The sequence below is a fragment of the Lishizhenia sp. genome (assembly GCF_057456495.1).
On sequence record NZ_JBVCPV010000060.1, the window covers coordinates 1 to 15296 of the forward strand.

Annotated in this window: 15 protein-coding genes; 11 read left to right on the forward strand and 4 right to left on the reverse strand. The window is 37.5% G+C overall.

All coding sequences use genetic code 11. The features are described from left to right. Nucleotides 1-73 precede the first annotated feature (73 nt). The 5 genes from hemW to AC22ZQ_RS06130 are packed head-to-tail and all read left to right on the forward strand — an operon-like array spanning nt 74 to nt 5293. Nucleotides 74-1201 (forward strand): radical SAM family heme chaperone HemW, encoded by a 1128-nt coding sequence (gene hemW, locus AC22ZQ_RS06110; RefSeq protein ID WP_318957898.1) that lies wholly within the window; start codon nt 74-76, stop codon nt 1199-1201. Nucleotides 1202-1220: 19 nt separating this feature from the next. Further along, a complete protein-coding gene (locus AC22ZQ_RS06115) occupies nt 1221-1703 on the forward strand; it encodes a GAF domain-containing protein (protein ID WP_318957899.1) in 483 nt (160 codons plus the stop codon). Further along, nucleotides 1676-3235: an Ig-like domain-containing domain gene (locus AC22ZQ_RS06120; RefSeq protein ID WP_318957900.1), complete on the forward strand. Its 1560-nt coding sequence runs from the start codon at nt 1676-1678 to the stop codon at nt 3233-3235. The genes AC22ZQ_RS06115 and AC22ZQ_RS06120 overlap by 28 nt, the downstream gene beginning before the upstream one ends. After that, nucleotides 3228-4400, forward strand: coding sequence for a lysylphosphatidylglycerol synthase transmembrane domain-containing protein (locus AC22ZQ_RS06125; RefSeq protein WP_318957901.1), 1173 nt, complete (start codon nt 3228-3230; stop codon nt 4398-4400). Before AC22ZQ_RS06120 ends, AC22ZQ_RS06125 begins: the two co-directional genes overlap by 8 nt. Then, a complete protein-coding gene (locus AC22ZQ_RS06130) occupies nt 4397-5293 on the forward strand; it encodes a S66 peptidase family protein (protein WP_318957902.1) in 897 nt (298 codons plus the stop codon). Before AC22ZQ_RS06125 ends, AC22ZQ_RS06130 begins: the two co-directional genes overlap by 4 nt. Nucleotides 5294-5347: 54 nt before the next feature. On the opposite strand, the gene AC22ZQ_RS06135 is transcribed toward AC22ZQ_RS06130, so the two are convergent. Genes AC22ZQ_RS06135 through AC22ZQ_RS06145 form a run of 3 tightly spaced genes read right to left on the reverse strand, consistent with a single transcriptional unit; the run spans nt 5348 to nt 7810 of the window. Next, on the reverse strand, nt 5348-6223 hold the full coding sequence (locus AC22ZQ_RS06135) for a hypothetical protein (RefSeq protein WP_318957903.1): 876 nt from the start codon (nt 6221-6223) through the stop codon (nt 5348-5350). Between the two features lie 12 nt (nt 6224-6235). Beyond that, the gene (locus AC22ZQ_RS06140; protein WP_318957904.1) at nt 6236-6916 is read right to left on the reverse strand and encodes a hypothetical protein; all 681 of its coding nucleotides are present in this window, start codon (nt 6914-6916) and stop codon (nt 6236-6238) included. Between the two features lie 3 nt (nt 6917-6919). Beyond that, a complete protein-coding gene (locus tag AC22ZQ_RS06145; RefSeq protein WP_318957905.1) occupies nt 6920-7810 on the reverse strand; it encodes a pseudouridine synthase in 891 nt (296 codons plus the stop codon). Between the two features lie 135 nt (nt 7811-7945). Here AC22ZQ_RS06145 and AC22ZQ_RS06150 point away from each other — a divergent pair, with 135 nt between their 5' ends. The 3 genes from AC22ZQ_RS06150 (at nt 7946) to AC22ZQ_RS06160 (ending at nt 10707) form a co-directional block, all read left to right on the forward strand. After that, complete coding sequence (locus tag AC22ZQ_RS06150) at nt 7946-8353, forward strand: DUF2141 domain-containing protein (protein ID WP_318957906.1); 408 nt, start codon at nt 7946-7948, stop codon at nt 8351-8353. 200 nt (nt 8354-8553) lie between these two features. Further along, a complete protein-coding gene (locus AC22ZQ_RS06155) occupies nt 8554-10092 on the forward strand; it encodes a bifunctional GNAT family N-acetyltransferase/carbon-nitrogen hydrolase family protein (RefSeq protein ID WP_318957907.1) in 1539 nt (512 codons plus the stop codon). An 87-nt stretch (nt 10093-10179) separates the two neighbouring features. Beyond that, nucleotides 10180-10707, forward strand: a complete 528-nt coding sequence (locus AC22ZQ_RS06160; RefSeq protein WP_318957908.1) for an acyl-CoA thioesterase — start codon at nt 10180-10182, stop codon at nt 10705-10707. 280 nt (nt 10708-10987) lie between these two features. On the opposite strand, the gene recJ is transcribed toward AC22ZQ_RS06160, so the two are convergent. Continuing rightward, nucleotides 10988-12739 (reverse strand): single-stranded-DNA-specific exonuclease RecJ, encoded by a 1752-nt coding sequence (gene recJ, locus AC22ZQ_RS06165; RefSeq protein WP_318957909.1) that lies wholly within the window; start codon nt 12737-12739, stop codon nt 10988-10990. Nucleotides 12740-13022: 283 nt separating this feature from the next. On the opposite strand from recJ, the gene AC22ZQ_RS06170 reads away from it, so the two are divergent. From AC22ZQ_RS06170 to AC22ZQ_RS06180, 3 genes are all read left to right on the forward strand, one after another. Beyond that, nucleotides 13023-13667, forward strand: coding sequence for a hypothetical protein (locus AC22ZQ_RS06170; protein ID WP_318957910.1), 645 nt, complete (start codon nt 13023-13025; stop codon nt 13665-13667). Beyond that, nucleotides 13664-14395, forward strand: a complete 732-nt coding sequence (locus tag AC22ZQ_RS06175; protein WP_318957911.1) for a pseudouridine synthase — start codon at nt 13664-13666, stop codon at nt 14393-14395. The genes AC22ZQ_RS06170 and AC22ZQ_RS06175 overlap by 4 nt, the downstream gene beginning before the upstream one ends. 124 nt (nt 14396-14519) lie before the next feature. Then, nucleotides 14520-14906: a hypothetical protein gene (locus tag AC22ZQ_RS06180; protein WP_318957912.1), complete on the forward strand. Its 387-nt coding sequence runs from the start codon at nt 14520-14522 to the stop codon at nt 14904-14906. The last annotated feature ends 390 nt before the right edge of the window (nt 14907-15296 follow it).

Consider the following 15296-nt stretch of genomic DNA (forward strand, 5'->3'; position numbering starts at 1 on the left):
AAAAGAGGTGTAGAAAAAGGAAGTATTGTTACAAGTAGAGAGTTATTTCAATGTGATGTTCTAACTTCGCAACATGGCAGGAATTTATATACATATTCCATTTTGTAAACAAGCATGTTCCTATTGCGATTTTCATTTCAGTACAAGTTTTGAAAAGTATAAAACGCGTATGGTTAGTGCTATTTGTAAGGAAATTGTAACTCGAAAAAGTTATTTGGAAGGGGAGGCCTTGCAAAGTATTTACTTTGGGGGTGGAACACCAAGTGTTTTAGAAGCGGAGGAAATTCAGGAGATTCTTTCTACAATTACTGCCAATTTTCAAATTCATGAAAATAGAGAAATAACCTTAGAAGCGAACCCAGACGATATAACCCCGGAGAAGCTAAGTCAGTGGAAGGCGGCTGGTGTAAATCGTTTAAGCATAGGTGTGCAGTCATTTAGACAAGAAGATCTGGACTGGATGAACAGAGCACATAATGTAACAGAGGCAAAAAGAGCCTTAGAATTAGCAGCAGAACTAGGTTTTGAGTTGAGCATAGACGTGATCTATGGTTTGCCAAACTTCAACACAGAAGATTTTAAGCAAAATTTAGAGCAGGTTTTAGCCTACTCACCGGAACATTTATCGGCTTATTGTTTAACTATTGAAGAGAAAACAGCTTTGCATAAAGCCGTAGAGCAAGGTAAAATTGTTCCCTCTAACAATGAAGCACAAAGTGAGCAATTCGACTTTTTAGTAGATTTTCTAAAATCCAAAGGATACGAACAATACGAGATTTCCAACTTTGCCAGAGATGAAAAATACGCCGTTCACAACAGCAATTATTGGAAAGGGAAAAAGTATTTGGGAGTAGGTCCAAGTGCCCATAGTTTTAATGGAACATCAAGGTCGTGGAACGTCGCAAATAACGCTGTGTACATGAAGGCGGTTGAAAATGAGACTGACTACAACGAACTTGAAAGGTTAAGTGTTTACGACCAGTTCAATGAAGCTTTACTAGTTGGTTTACGCACCAAATGGGGTGTGGATAAAAATAGATTGAACGTTGAATTAAGAAACAACGACGAATTTAAAGCAAACATTGCCAATTTTATAGATCAAGGTTATATGATAGAAACTCCAGAAGTCTACTTGCTTACACAAAAAGGGAGGTTAAAAGCTGATGGAATAGCCAGTGATCTTTTTATTTTAGCGGATTAATGAACGGTTATAGAGGTACATGGCAGAAGATTTAATAATTTCAGGTGAGAGTAAGGTAGAAAAGTATGAAAATTTACTTCCACAATTGAAGGGCTTGTTGTCTGGAGAAGTGAATAAAATTGCGAATACTGCTAATTTATGTGCAGCTTTAAAAACTACTTTTAATTGGTATTGGATAGGGTTTTATTGGGTGGATACACCAGATGAATTAGTCTTAGGACCTTTTCAAGGACCAATAGCGTGTACACGTATCAAAAAAGGAAAAGGTGTTTGTGGTACGGCATGGGAAACAGAAAAGGTGCAAATTGTACCTGATGTTGAAGCTTTTCCAGGACATATCGCTTGTAGCGCTTTTTCAAAATCAGAAATTGTGTTGCCCGTTTGGCAAGGCGATAAGCTGATAGGTGTATTGGATGTAGACAGTGATACTTTAGATAGTTTTGATGCTATCGACGAAAAATATTTAGCGAAAATATGCGAAATTTTAGTGCATACCTTCTAGGACTATTGATACTTGTTTTGGTGCATTCTTGTGCTCAACCTGGACAGTTAACCGGAGGTGAAAAAGATGTAAAAGCACCTGTTCCTGTATACGCAAAAAGCAGCTTGAAACCAGCGAGTTTGAATGTGAAACCCAAGCGTATAGAGATTGTTTTTGACGAATACGTGAGTATTTCAAATCCGTCATCAAATATTACTATTACGCCGAATTCTTTAAAGGCTACAAGTAAAATTGTGGGAAAGAGTTTGGTAATGGATTTGGAGGGAGACTATCTCGAAAATACAACCTATACAATAGGTTTAAACAGAGCGGTTAAAGATATCACTGAAGGAAACGATAGTTTGATGTTCTTTGTCTTTTCTACGGGAAATGAAATAGATCAAGGAAAAGCTGAATTCATCGTTCAAAATGCTTTCAATAACAGACCCGTAAAGGATTACGTTGTAGGTCTATTTACAGAAGACATTCACAGAGATAGTGCGAGTAGACCGGTATATATGGGACTAACAAATGGTCAGGGTACGATTACTTTTGATTATTTAAAGGAGCAGGACTATTTTGTCTATGCTTTCGATGATCTCAATAAAAATGGTGCATTAGACTATGGTGAACCTGCAGGAGGTTTAAACAATACCTATTCGGTAAAAGATTCAGTAATGGCTACTCCGGCTATCATGGTGAATGAACAAAGGAAAAAATTTAGAATTTCTGAGGAAATTTCAAGTCCAGGTATCTGGTCTATTGCTTTTTCTCAAGCCGTAGATACGTCACAGTTAAAGTTAAATCATTCGAAACTGAAGTATATTGATTGGAATGAAGAAAATGATAGTGTTGCTTTATATTTTGAAGGGCTAGACAAACTTGAAGAAGTAAATGCAATATTCGTTGACCCTGAACATGGAGATACTTTAAAACGCAAATACTTTCCAGACTTAAAAGTGAAATTAACGTCAAAATCCAATCTTAAAAATAATCAGTTGAGGTATTTAGAAGATTTTGAATGGGTGTTTAATGATGTTGTGAAAGATATAGATCTTTCTCTGGTTCAAGTGGATAGTGGACAAGTAGTTCCCAACATAAGCTTCAATGGATCAAATAAATTGAGTGTGGCTTGGGAAGAGTTGGAAAAAGCAGATTCTTTGCGTTTAAGTTTTTTACCAGGAGCCATCAATTTTGCAAATTTTCAGTTAGAGGATAGTCTTACAAGCTATATCACAGCTCAAAAATCAAGTGATGTGGGTACCCTAATTGTCAAGGCAGACAGCGTTTTTCCAAAGGGCTACTTAGAAGTGGTAAAAGAGGGAATAACAATCATGCAGCAAAGAACAGATGAAACAATCCAAGCGTTAAACTTTGAAAATTTACAAGCGGGTAAGTATCAGTTCAGATTTGTTTACGACCTTAACAATGATGGTCGATGGACCCCGGGAAATATTTATTCCAATACTCCACCAGAACGCACGGTTTGGTTCGAAGAATCGTCAAACCTAAGAGCGAATTGGGAAGTAGAAACGGTATTGCAATTTGAATAGAAAGAACTTCAATATAGAGCAATTGTTCAATGGGAAACGCGTTTTTATTCCCATTGCTTTGGGTCTTGCCATTGTAGTTTTTATGCTTTACCGTAGTTTATCAAAAGAGCAGTTTATAGAAGACCACCAAAAAGGCACCCATGCTTGGGTTGATAGCAATGAAAATCAGAAGGTGGATTTGTCCGTACCCGAGGAGTTTGTACCAAAAGAGAAGGGCTCCTATAGACTTTCTACCCCCAATGATTTATTACGCGATGTCCATTTTGATGCACAAGCTGTTTTTTGGCTCATTATGGCTTTTCTATGCATGGTTGTTAGAGATGTGGCGTATATGCTGCGCATTAGAATACTTACTAAAAAGTTTCTTAGTTGGCGGAGAAGTTTCTTCGTAATCATGATGTGGGAGTTTGCCTCTGCCTTGTCACCAGGGGTTGTAGGAGGTTCTGCAGTAGCCATGTTTATTTTGAACAGGGAAGGAGTAAAATTAGGGAAGTCAACCGCCATTATCGTGGTAACAACATTGATGGACAATCTTGTTTTTGTTCTACTCATACCGCTTGTTTTAATCTTCATTCCATTAAGTATCTTCTTTGATGGTAATGCGGATTTGTTAACCTCCTTTTTCTGGATAGGATACGCCATCATTTCTGCGTTAAGCTTATTACTTTTCCTATGTATATTTGTTTGGCCAGAAATCATTACGGGTATATTGAAGTTAATGATGAAAATTCCCTTTCTCAAGCGTTGGCGGAAATCTGCTGTAGCCATGGGAAATGATTTAAAGGTTACTGCAAGCGAAATGCAAGGTGAGTCATTCAGTCATTGGCTTAAAGCTTTTGGTGCCACAATGTTATCTTGGTTGGGTCGTTATGCGGTAATCAATTGTATTTTACAAGCCTTTATTAGTATCAGTTTATTAGATCACGTACAAATACTAGGGAAACAACTCATCCTTTGGTTAGTGATGATGGTAAGTATAACTCCGGGAGGTAGTGGTATTGCAGAGTATGCATTTTCTGAGTTACTTACAGGATTTGGTGCTTCTATGCTATTGCTTGCTGTATTGGCTATTATTTGGCGTTTAATCTCTTATTTTCCCTATTTATTTATTGGAGTATATGTGCTACCGAATTGGTTGCGCAGTACCAAACAAAAACAGAAATGAATACACCTCCATTTTTACAGAAAGGCGATACCATTGCCTTAGTTGCCCCGGCAAAAGCAATTGAAGAAAAACACATTCTGGTTGCAAAAACGTTTTGGGAGAAGCAAGGGTATAACGTTAAGTTGGGTCAACACGTTTTAGGGCGACATCATTATTTCTCGGGAACCGAAGAAGAGCGCTATGCTGATATGCAGGCAGCCTTGAATGATGATGAGGTAAAAGCCATAGTTTGCGCCAGAGGGGGATATGGATGTGTTCAGATATTAGATCAACTGAATTGGGCAGGCATGTTAGACGAACCCAAATGGATTTTAGGGTTTAGTGATGTAACTTTCTTTCATCAGCACCTGAATTATTTAGGAGTAGAAAGTGTACACAGCACTATGCCTTTAAATTATGCAGAGAACACCACAGAAGCGTTGCAAAGTATGGTGGATGTGTTAGCTGGAAAGCCAACTGTATACTCGTGGAACAACTCAGAAGCGGTTGAGGGAGACGAAGAAGGAGTGCTCTTAGGAGGTAACCTCAGTATTGTTTACAGTCTATTAGGTACAGACGCACAACCCAATTACAACAATGCTATTCTTTATCTAGAAGAGGTGGGGGAACATCTATATGCCATTGATAGAATGTTTTTCGCTTTACAGAAGGCAGGTGTGTTGCGTAAACTAAAAGGTTTAGTGATAGGGGGTATGACAAGTATAGGTGATACGACACCTGGTTTTGGTCAAACTTTGGAGGAAATGGTTAAAAAACATTTCCGATTCAGAAAGCTACCTATAGCCTTTGATTTTATGGCGGGCCACATCAATGATAACAGAGCCTTACGATTGGGGGCTAATTATCGTTTAAATGTCAAAAATGGGGAGTGTAGTTTAAGCTTAGCGGAATAAAAAAAGCGCAATACATCAGTATCACGCTTTATCAATATCTTTTAGTTTATTTAATTACCAATGCGGACAAGTATTACATCCGTTAGTTGGTCGTATATAAAACAAGGCTCCAACAGATGTTTCAAACATCACAAAACCATATTTATGACGGGTATAAGCACGCGCGTCATTGGGTCTGTTTTTTACTTTTAGCTGCTGGTTAAATCCACCCAAAACACTGCTTTTAATGTACATGTGTTTGAAAAAATCTAATCGAACCCCAATATGACCGCTAATACCGTAACCACTTAAGGAAATCGTTCTTCTATCAAACTGTTGGGCAAAGTTAAAGTCATTAAAACTAAGGAGACCACCAGCTCCAACTCCCATCAAAGTATTGAAAGCAAAGTTCTTATCTTTTGTAGCATACCATTGGTCTGTTCGCGTTAATTGAAAATTGATGTAATTTAAACCGTCAGAGTTCTCATAATGAATATGTTCTCTATCTGTAACTACGGGTACATCATTGTAATTTCCACTCCAAATATTGTCCACACCAGGTTCTATTACACCATCGAGAAGTACTTCATTTTGATCGTTGAGAATGTACTTCATGTGTTCATATCCTAAACTCAAATCCCAATTATTCCAAAAATAGTAACCAGCCCTAATGTTAAATTGAGGAATGGTAATCTTTTTAAGGTTGAGGTATACCCCCAAATCTAAAGGGTAAGGGTTATCAGATGCTTTTGCATTTTTTAAAGTGAAGTCGTAGTTACTACCTACAAAATTGATGTCACTTTTCGTGTAAGCACTTCTGTTATACCCCCAATTGACGTAGAAGGTACCTTGAGCATACGAATTTTTTCCTTTTTTTTTGCGTCGTTGAGCGCTTGCATCTTGTACTTGTAAACAGCTCAATGCAATTAAAATTAGAAGAATAAATCTCATATTATCTGTTCATTATTGAATGGCATTCCATTCTTCTTCGGAAAGAATTCTACTTAAAACATGCAAGTATTCATTGTCAGAAGATGCGTAGGCAACTAAACCTAGCCCTTTTGCATAAAGGTTGTTCATGGCATAAACTTTACTCTTTCCATTTCCATTAAAGGAGTTGTAAAAGCTCATTTTAATGCTGTCTCTCACCAAAACGGCAGGATATGTTTTCCCTTCGAAGATAAAAGAGGTATCAGTCTGTATACAGGTCTTTTTCGATTCAAAAAAAGTGCTCACACTATCCAAATGACTTGGAAAGGATACGTTCATATAACTTGCTTCTTGTTGAGAACCGGGTAAAAACCCTTCTGCATTTAGGTAACTCTTTCTTTTCTGATTCCATCGATCAATTACCATGTGCTCAACAACCGAAATACTATCGTCTAATTTAAAAGTATATCCTTCCGTTAAACGTAGATTCGCTTTATACGACTCCATGAATAACACCTCTTCATTGTTCAACTTTCCTTTGTAGAATAGATGTATTTTCTCATCCAAAGGTTGAAGTGTATCCAAATAAACATAGGCTGTTTTACCGTCCTTAACGGGGTAGAAATAATCTACCAAGCTCATCTTCTTTTTTGGTGCGGTATTACAAGCAAAAAGTAGAACAGTTAAAAATAGAAAAGCACTGATTTTATTCATGGATTAGCTCATTTTTAGGAAAGAGACTTCCTGTTCAGTTAAATGTCTGTATTTTCCTCTTGGAAGATCTTTCTTGGTTAAAGAATGGAATTTTACGCGATCTAATTTCACCACAGTATATCCTAAATGTTCAAAGATTCTACGAACAATACGGTTTTTGCCGGAGTGAATTTCAATCCCTACATCACGACTAGTTTTACCATCAACGTACGAAATGTTATCGGCTTTTATTTCACCATCTTCCAAATGTATTCCCATCTCAATTTGCTTGATATGTTCGATACTCACGGGTTTGTCTGTATGAACATGGTAAATTTTAGAAGCTTTGTGACGAGGGTGTGTTAACTTTTTAGCCAAATCACCATCATTGGTAAATAGTAAAAGTCCTGTTGTATCTCTATCCAAACGTCCTACCGGGTAAACGCGCTCTTTACAAGCTTTCATAACTAAGCCCATTACCGTTTTTCTTCCCCATGGATCATCCATCGTAGTGATAAAATCTTTGGGTTTGTTCAATAAAACGTAACGCTTTGTTTCTGCATTGATCGTTTCACCGTCGTACTGTACTTTATCACCTGGTTTTACTTTGTATCCCATTTCAGTAACAATTTTACCATTAATAGATACAACTCCAGTTTCAATAAGTACATCGGCCTCACGACGAGAACAGATTCCTGCGTTAGATAAAAATTTATTTAAACGTACTTCATTCGAAAAAGAAGGAAGTGGCTCTTTACTTTTTGGTGCTTTGTTTCCAAATGGAGGTCTACCCCCTGTTGGTTTCTGCGACTTAAAAGAAGATTTTGATTTTTTGTTTTTAGAAAAGCTACTGCTTTTTTTGGTGTTGTTCTGCTTAGATTTCTGCGAACCACCTTTTTTGTTAGAATATCCCATCCTTACGTATAATTTTTGGCAAAGATAAGTATTAAAAGAATGCAAAAGTGTTAAATCCAAGAAGTGTCATCCAAAGGTCTTCTCCTTGCGTAAATCTTTAGGAAAACTCCTTATTTTTGAACCAAACACAGAGTTATGAAATTGCTTTTATTAATTCCCTTATTTTTTCTTCAGTCGGCCAATGTTGTGACGTTAACCGTTAAAGTAAAAGGCGTTCCGAATGAACAAGGTAATGTAATGGTTGGTGTGTACAACGAGGCTGATAATTTTAGTCATCCAACAAAAGTCTACAAAAGCAAGATTGTAAAAGCAAAGAAGGGCGAGGTAAGTTTAACCATATCCTTTGAAAAAGGGGAAAAAGTAGCGTTAGCCTTATATCACGATGAAAATGCGAATAAGGTTTTGGATAAAAATATGTTTGGTGTACCTACAGAGGTGTATGGCTTTTCGAATGATGCCAGAGGAACATTTTCTGCACCTAGTTTTGAAGAAGCAGAGATTGTGATGGACGCAAATAAAGCTGTTGAGGTGACATTGCAGTAAAATGGATTTTCAGTATCATGTGAAGGAAATTCGGCTCTACCTTAAATCACAAGAATAGTTTGGGAAATAGAGGAAGGTGTCTCTCTGTTTTACGAAAGAATACTAGGAAAACGAACAAAATTTCGGGTACTCAAAAATTGTAAGGTTTATCGGAGCACCCAAATACTTTTCTTCCTATCTTTCTACCTAAAACACCTCCCATGCAAGACATAGAAAATATAGAACTCAACTACCTTAGCTTGGACGATTACCAAGAGCTAAAAGAGGCAATGATTGAGGCTTATTCTTCCATGCCAGACTCTTTTTGGCGTAAACAAGAAATAAAAAACCTGCTCAATAAATTTCCAGAAGGTCAAGTAGTCATTAAAGTAAATCAGCAAATTGCGGGTTGTGCTTTTTCTATCATTGTAGATGAGGAGAAAACGGATGCACAACATACCTATGATGAAATCACCGGGAATTCGAAGTTCAATACCCATAACCCCGATGGTGATGTACTGTACGGAGTGGAAGTTTTTATAAAACCAGAGTTTCGCGGGATGCGTTTAGGGCGTCGACTCTATGATTATCGCAAGGAACTGTGTGAAAAACTCAATTTAAAAAGTGTGGCCTTTGGTGGACGAATCCCAAATTACCACAACTATGCGGATGAACTCACACCTAAGGAATATATAGAAAAAGTCCGTTTAAAGGAAATTGATGATCCCGTACTGAATTTTCAAATGTCCAATGATTTTCACCCCAAACGCGTGCTTAAAAACTACCTAGAGGGTGATAATTTGTCTAACGAATACGCCGTATTACTGGAGTGGGATAATATCTATTATACAAAGCCCAGTAAAGCCCCAACCATTACAAAAAAAGTGGTTCGCTTAGGACTTATACAGTGGCAGATGAGACCTTATGATAACATGGAAGAATTGATGCGACAGGCGGAATTCTTTATCGATTCTTTATCGGGTTATCGATCAGATTTTGCTTTGTTCCCAGAATACTTTAATGCTCCATTGATGGCAGATTTTAATCACCTCTCGGAGCCGGATGCAATACGGGAATTGGCGAATTTTACGGACGTGATTACAGAGAAATTGTCGGAATTAGCAATATCTTATAACATCAATATTATAACGGGTTCTATGCCTTACGTCGAAAATGAGAACCTATTAAATGTTGGATTTGTTTGTCATAGAGACGGTAGGGTAGAGCGGTATGAAAAATTACACGTTACACCCGACGAAGAGAAAGTATGGGGATTAGTAGGTGGTAACACTTTGCAAACGTTTGATACGGATTGCGGAAAGATAGGAGTATTGATCTGTTATGATTCTGAATTTCCAGAATTGAGTAGATTGCTTGCCGATGACGGCATGGACATACTTTTTGTGCCCTTTTTAACAGATACTCAGAACGGATTCTCACGTGTAAAACATTGTGCCCAAGCCAGAGCGATTGAAAATGAGTGTTATGTTGCCATTGCCGGAAGTGTAGGAAACCTACCCAAGGTACACAACATGGATATCCAGTATGCCCAATCTATGGTTTTCACGCCATGTGACTTTGCTTTTCCCAATAATGGGGTGAAAGCAGAAGCTACGCCCAATACCGAAATGATATTGATTGCGGATGTAGATATGGATTTATTGCGTGAGTTGAATCAGCATGGAAGTGTTAGGAATCTACAAGACAGAAGGTTGGATATTTTTCAACTAAAAGGTAATTTGACCAATCAAGAGAAGTAATATTGACATTTGTTAGTTCTATCGTTGAATTTTGTGTTCATCCTTATTCCGGTAAATTGACTACTTTTGCAAAAAATAAATAGAGTTATGCGTCCTAAAAAAGCATCAGAAACATTAGCTACCAGCACAAAACTAGTATTACCCAATGACACTAACCCTCACAACAATTTGTTTGGAGGATCTTTGCTAGCGTGGATGGATGTTATTGCCAGTATATCGGCGCAAAGACATTGTAGAAGAGTTGTAGTAACAGCTTCTGTAAATAACGTTTCTTTTGGTAAACCTATTCCTCATTCTTCTATCGTTACCTTAAAAGCACAAGTTTCAAGAGCTTTTAATAGTTCAATGGAGATTTTTGTGGATGTATACGTGGAGAACCAAGTTTCTGGAAAAATGGAAAAGAGTAACGAGGCTATATATACCTTCGTTGCTGTCGACCAGAATGGTGGACCAATTCAGGTTCCGGAGTTAATACCAGAAACAGAAGAAGAGATTAAAAGATTCGACGGTGCTTTGAGAAGAAAGCAGTTGAGTTTAATCTTGGCGGGTAAAATGAACCCAGCCGATGCAACAGAATTGAAAGCGCTATTCTTAGGGAATTCTGAAGAAGTTTAATTAGTAGTAAATACTGATTCCGATAAAGGTTCTATCAAGGTATATTGGCTTTGGTAGAACCTTTTTTTATTTATTTCTTATTTTTTAAGGTGAGTTAACAGCTTTATTTTGAGTGTTTAATGAGGATAATCCCTAAAGAGAGAAATAATAAATTAACATTTTTCCAACGCTTAAAGATCAAGAATCGTTTCTAAAAATAGATGTTTTCGTTATACTGGAAAACCATCGCTACTACTGTAATTATAAAAAATTGGTGTATCGTTTGTGCGGTACACTTTTTTTATATCCTTTCCATTATATTTTCAGGAACAACCTTAACGTCTTTAATGTTCAATTGTAGGGTAGATTTTTCTCTCCACGTGTTGATTTCTAAGGTATACACTAAGTCTATGGCTTTACCTTCTTTTAAAACCTCATACAACTCAGGCATATTAAAACCGATAGCGTCTATCCTAACACCTGTTTCTTCTTGGTAGAATTGTGCCTTAATATGCAAATCTTTGAGAAGCCTAAATCCGTTTTCCGCTTTTACATTTCTACTTAAAAATGTAGGTTTCATATTGTCTGGACCATGAGGTTCAAACTGTTTTAGAATACGCTTTAAACGAGGTACTTTATGTAGATCTTCACCGTGCGTAAAAATATCTGCGAAATCCACTTCTAAATCTATGATCTCTTCGGGAACCTCTTGTTCTGCTGTGATGCTGTTGGCAACGACCTCTTCAAATTTTGCTTTGAAGTTTTCTACCTTGTCTTTGGCTAGGGTCAATCCAGCGGCGTATTTATGTCCCCCAAATTGTATCATCTCTTCAGCACAAGCTTCAAGGGCATTGTACACATTAAATCCTTTAACACTGCGCACGGAGCCCGCAACAACATCTCCTGAATCCGTAAGTACTACAGTAGGTCTATAGTATTTTTCAATCAGTCTTGAGGCAACAATTCCAATCACCCCTTTGTGCCAGTCCTCCTGATATACAACAGTAGATTTCTTTTGCTCAAATCCGGGTTCTTGAGTAAGAGCTATTAACGCTTCATCGGTGATATTGGCATCTAAATTTCTTCTTTCTTCATTGGCCAATTGAATTTCATGTGCAATTCGCTCCGCTTCTTGATTGTCTTTCGCGGTTAACAAACGAACAGCTTCCTTAGCATCACCTAATCTACCTGCTGCGTTAATTCTCGGTGCTATGGTAAAAACAACATCCGTAATGGTTAAAGGCAGTTGACGGTTAGCGAGTTTCAGCAAACTTACAATACCTTGTCGGGGTTGCGTGTTCAATTGCTGCAAACCATTCATACAAAGTGTTCTATTTTCACCTGTCATGCTTACGATATCTGCTCCAATGGAAATAGCAACTAAATCTAATTCGTTGAAAAGTGTGTGGGTATCCCAATCATTTTCTAAACATAAAGCGTGCATGAGTTTAAACCCAACACCACATCCAGAAAGCTCCTTGTAAGGATAGTCACATTCTTTTTGTTTGGGATCTAAAACAATGGCTTCAGGTAAAACATCTCCTGGGGTATGGTGATCACATATAATGATGTCTACACCCAACTCTTTGGCATAACTACAAAGTTCTGTGGCTTTGATTCCACAATCCAGTGTGATGATACACTTAAAACCATTTTCTGCGGCATATTCCACACCTTTTTTACTCAAACCATAACCCTCTGCATACCTATCCGGAATATAAAATTCTAGTGGTGAATAGTGCTTGGAGAGGAAAGAATAAACCAAAGCCACAGCACTGGTTCCATCCACATCATAGTCACCGTAAATGAGAATTTTTTCTTCCTTTTCAAAAGCCTTGTTCAAACGATCAACGGCTTTCTGCATATTAAGCATCAGGAAGGGAGAATGTAAATCATCTAAGGTGGGTCTAAAGAACAAACGCGCAGCTTCATAAGTGTTGATTTCTCGCTGTAACAATAGATGTGCAACGGTTTCTGATACCGTTAAATCTTTTACTAAGGCTTCAATTTCTTGCGTCTGTGGTTGCTCTTTTAAGATCCATCTCTTCTCCATAACTCCAAAGTTAAAAAGCTTCTGTGCTTTTGGTTCAATAATTCTGATTTTATCCACAGCACCAACCAAAGATATTCACGAAAAATTAGCGGTCTACAAAACAATAGAATTGTCCGGTTATCCCCTGAAAACACTTGAAAATATGATGAAATCTGGTTAGGTTGTGATCAGCTTTCCTACGTAAGTTACGTTAAAAAATTCTTTTTCACAATGCTTCGTGTAGTATTACTTTTGAGGGGTAAGGCTTATATTTTTAACTTTACGAGCTTAAGAATATGTTTTTATGACGCGCTATTTATTAACTACATTGTTGGTTGCAATGTGCACACTTGGCAGAGCACAAACCAACTCCTATTCTTTTGCAAAATTTGTGGCCCCCAATGGTATTGAAGTTGAAAACGTTTCTCCTTCGTATTATGGTGAATACAAATTTGACGACTACACCCTTATTATTAATGACAAAGGTATCTTCTCGAAGAAAACCATGTACCTTTCTATTTCCAAAGAAACGATTCAAACGAATGATAAATATTCGGTAAGAGGAGATTATTTGTTTGGAGTGAAAAAGGATGATAGCATCTTCTGTGTTTTAGATGGTGATCAATACTTTTATGGTTTACGTGAGGAAGTTCAGTTGATAGGAGATTCTACTTCGAATAAACTCATTGATGATGGAGACTGTTATTACATTAACTTCTACGAGAAGGGTATTTGGATGCCTGCACGTTTGGAGTTCAAGAATGGAAAACTCTTAATGGCTCACTTTGACTACCCTACAGAGACAGAGGTGTTCGATCACATTGAATTAAAAACAACAGCTCAGCACGATGGGTTGAACGAAATAAGGTTATGGCCTACCTCAGAAGAATGGAATGCCATAGACTTATCTGTAATTTTTCCTGAAGTTCAAGAGTATATCCGATTATGAGTGAATTAAAACGTCTAAATAAAGCCATCGCTGAAACAGGATTTTGTTCGCGCCGCGAGGCAGATAAAATTATTGAAGAAGGTCGTGTTTCTGTAAATGGAGAAGCGGTCGGACTCGGTGTGAAAGTGACAGCGAACGACAGTATTGCTGTAGACGGAAAACTCATTACCAAAGAGGTAGGTAATATTTACCTCATCTTTAACAAGCCCATTGGCGTTACCTGTACAACAGATACGCGCATCAAAGGAAATATTATTTCTTACCTCAACTACCCCGAGCGTATTTTCCCTATTGGACGTTTAGATAAACCTTCTGAAGGACTTATCTTTTTAACCAATGATGGAGATATAGTTAACAAGATTCTACGTGCCCGTAACAACCACGAGAAAGAATACATTGTAAAGGTCAACAAGCGCATTACAGACGAGTTCATCAAACGCATGGGAGGTGGTTTGCCTATTTTAGATACGGTGACTAAGAAATGTAAGGTAGAGAAGATAGATAACTTCACCTTTAAAATCATTCTTACGCAAGGTTTAAACCGCCAAATTCGTCGTATGTGTGAATACCTAGGTTACGAGGTAGAAGCCCTGAAAAGAACGCGTATAATGAACGTAAAATTGGGCAACCTTAAACCTGGTCAAATTCGTCCGTTTACCAAGAATGAATTTGAGGTACTGAACGATTTGATCGCAGATTCTAAAAAGACTTTTAACGAGGAAATTTAAGCCGAGGCAAAAGTAAGAAGGCAATAGGCATTAGTATAGTAATCTCCTTATTCTCTACTCACACTCAATACTGTTTTATGGGGGAGTAGTTTGTTTCTTTTCTTGAAAAGTGAATTCTACAGATATGAAAGGAAAGTTTTTGATGCTAATTCTACTCGCTTCTTTTACTGCAAACTGTCAGGTTTATTTGGGTAATATTAGAGACAGTGTTGCCACGGTTCATGAAATAGTAGGTAACAATCAATTGCTCATTTTTTATGGTGGCGCACGTGACACCTGCTCAAAAGTTCTGGGGTTTGAGGCCTACATTATTACTACATTAAAGGATACTATTACGCTACGATCATCTATTCGTACACCACAAACAAACTGTTTTACAGCTGCAGAAATCAAACGCATAAAAATGATGAGACCTGGGGATATACTCTATATTCCCGTGTGTTGGCAATCGTGTTCTAGTTGTGTTTTAAGAAGAAGAAACATCAATTTGAAAGTCAGAATAAAACTGTAATACCAAACTCTTTTACTCGTCCCTTTTCCTAAATACTCCTTACTCACACGCAATACTGTTTTATGGCAGCCTTAACGCGTCTTCCGCTGTAGTTGTTTCGGGTACACTAAGTCTTGCTAAACGTTTTTGTAGCTTCTGTTAGTCGCTCCAAAACCTAAAGCAAAACTAAGTCTCCCCGCAAAAAGCTGCCGCTGCAACCGCTGGCTGAGTTTTTAATTCAAAATTGAAAGTTCAAGATTCAAAAATAGGAGAGTAGTTTTTTCTTTATGTAACAGATACAGAGTTGTTATTCAAATGTTAATTCAACTTTTTTAACATCCCTTTTCCAAGCTTTTGTTCACTTTTGCACTATGTATTTGCAGAACAAAACAAACACATACACCCAAACAT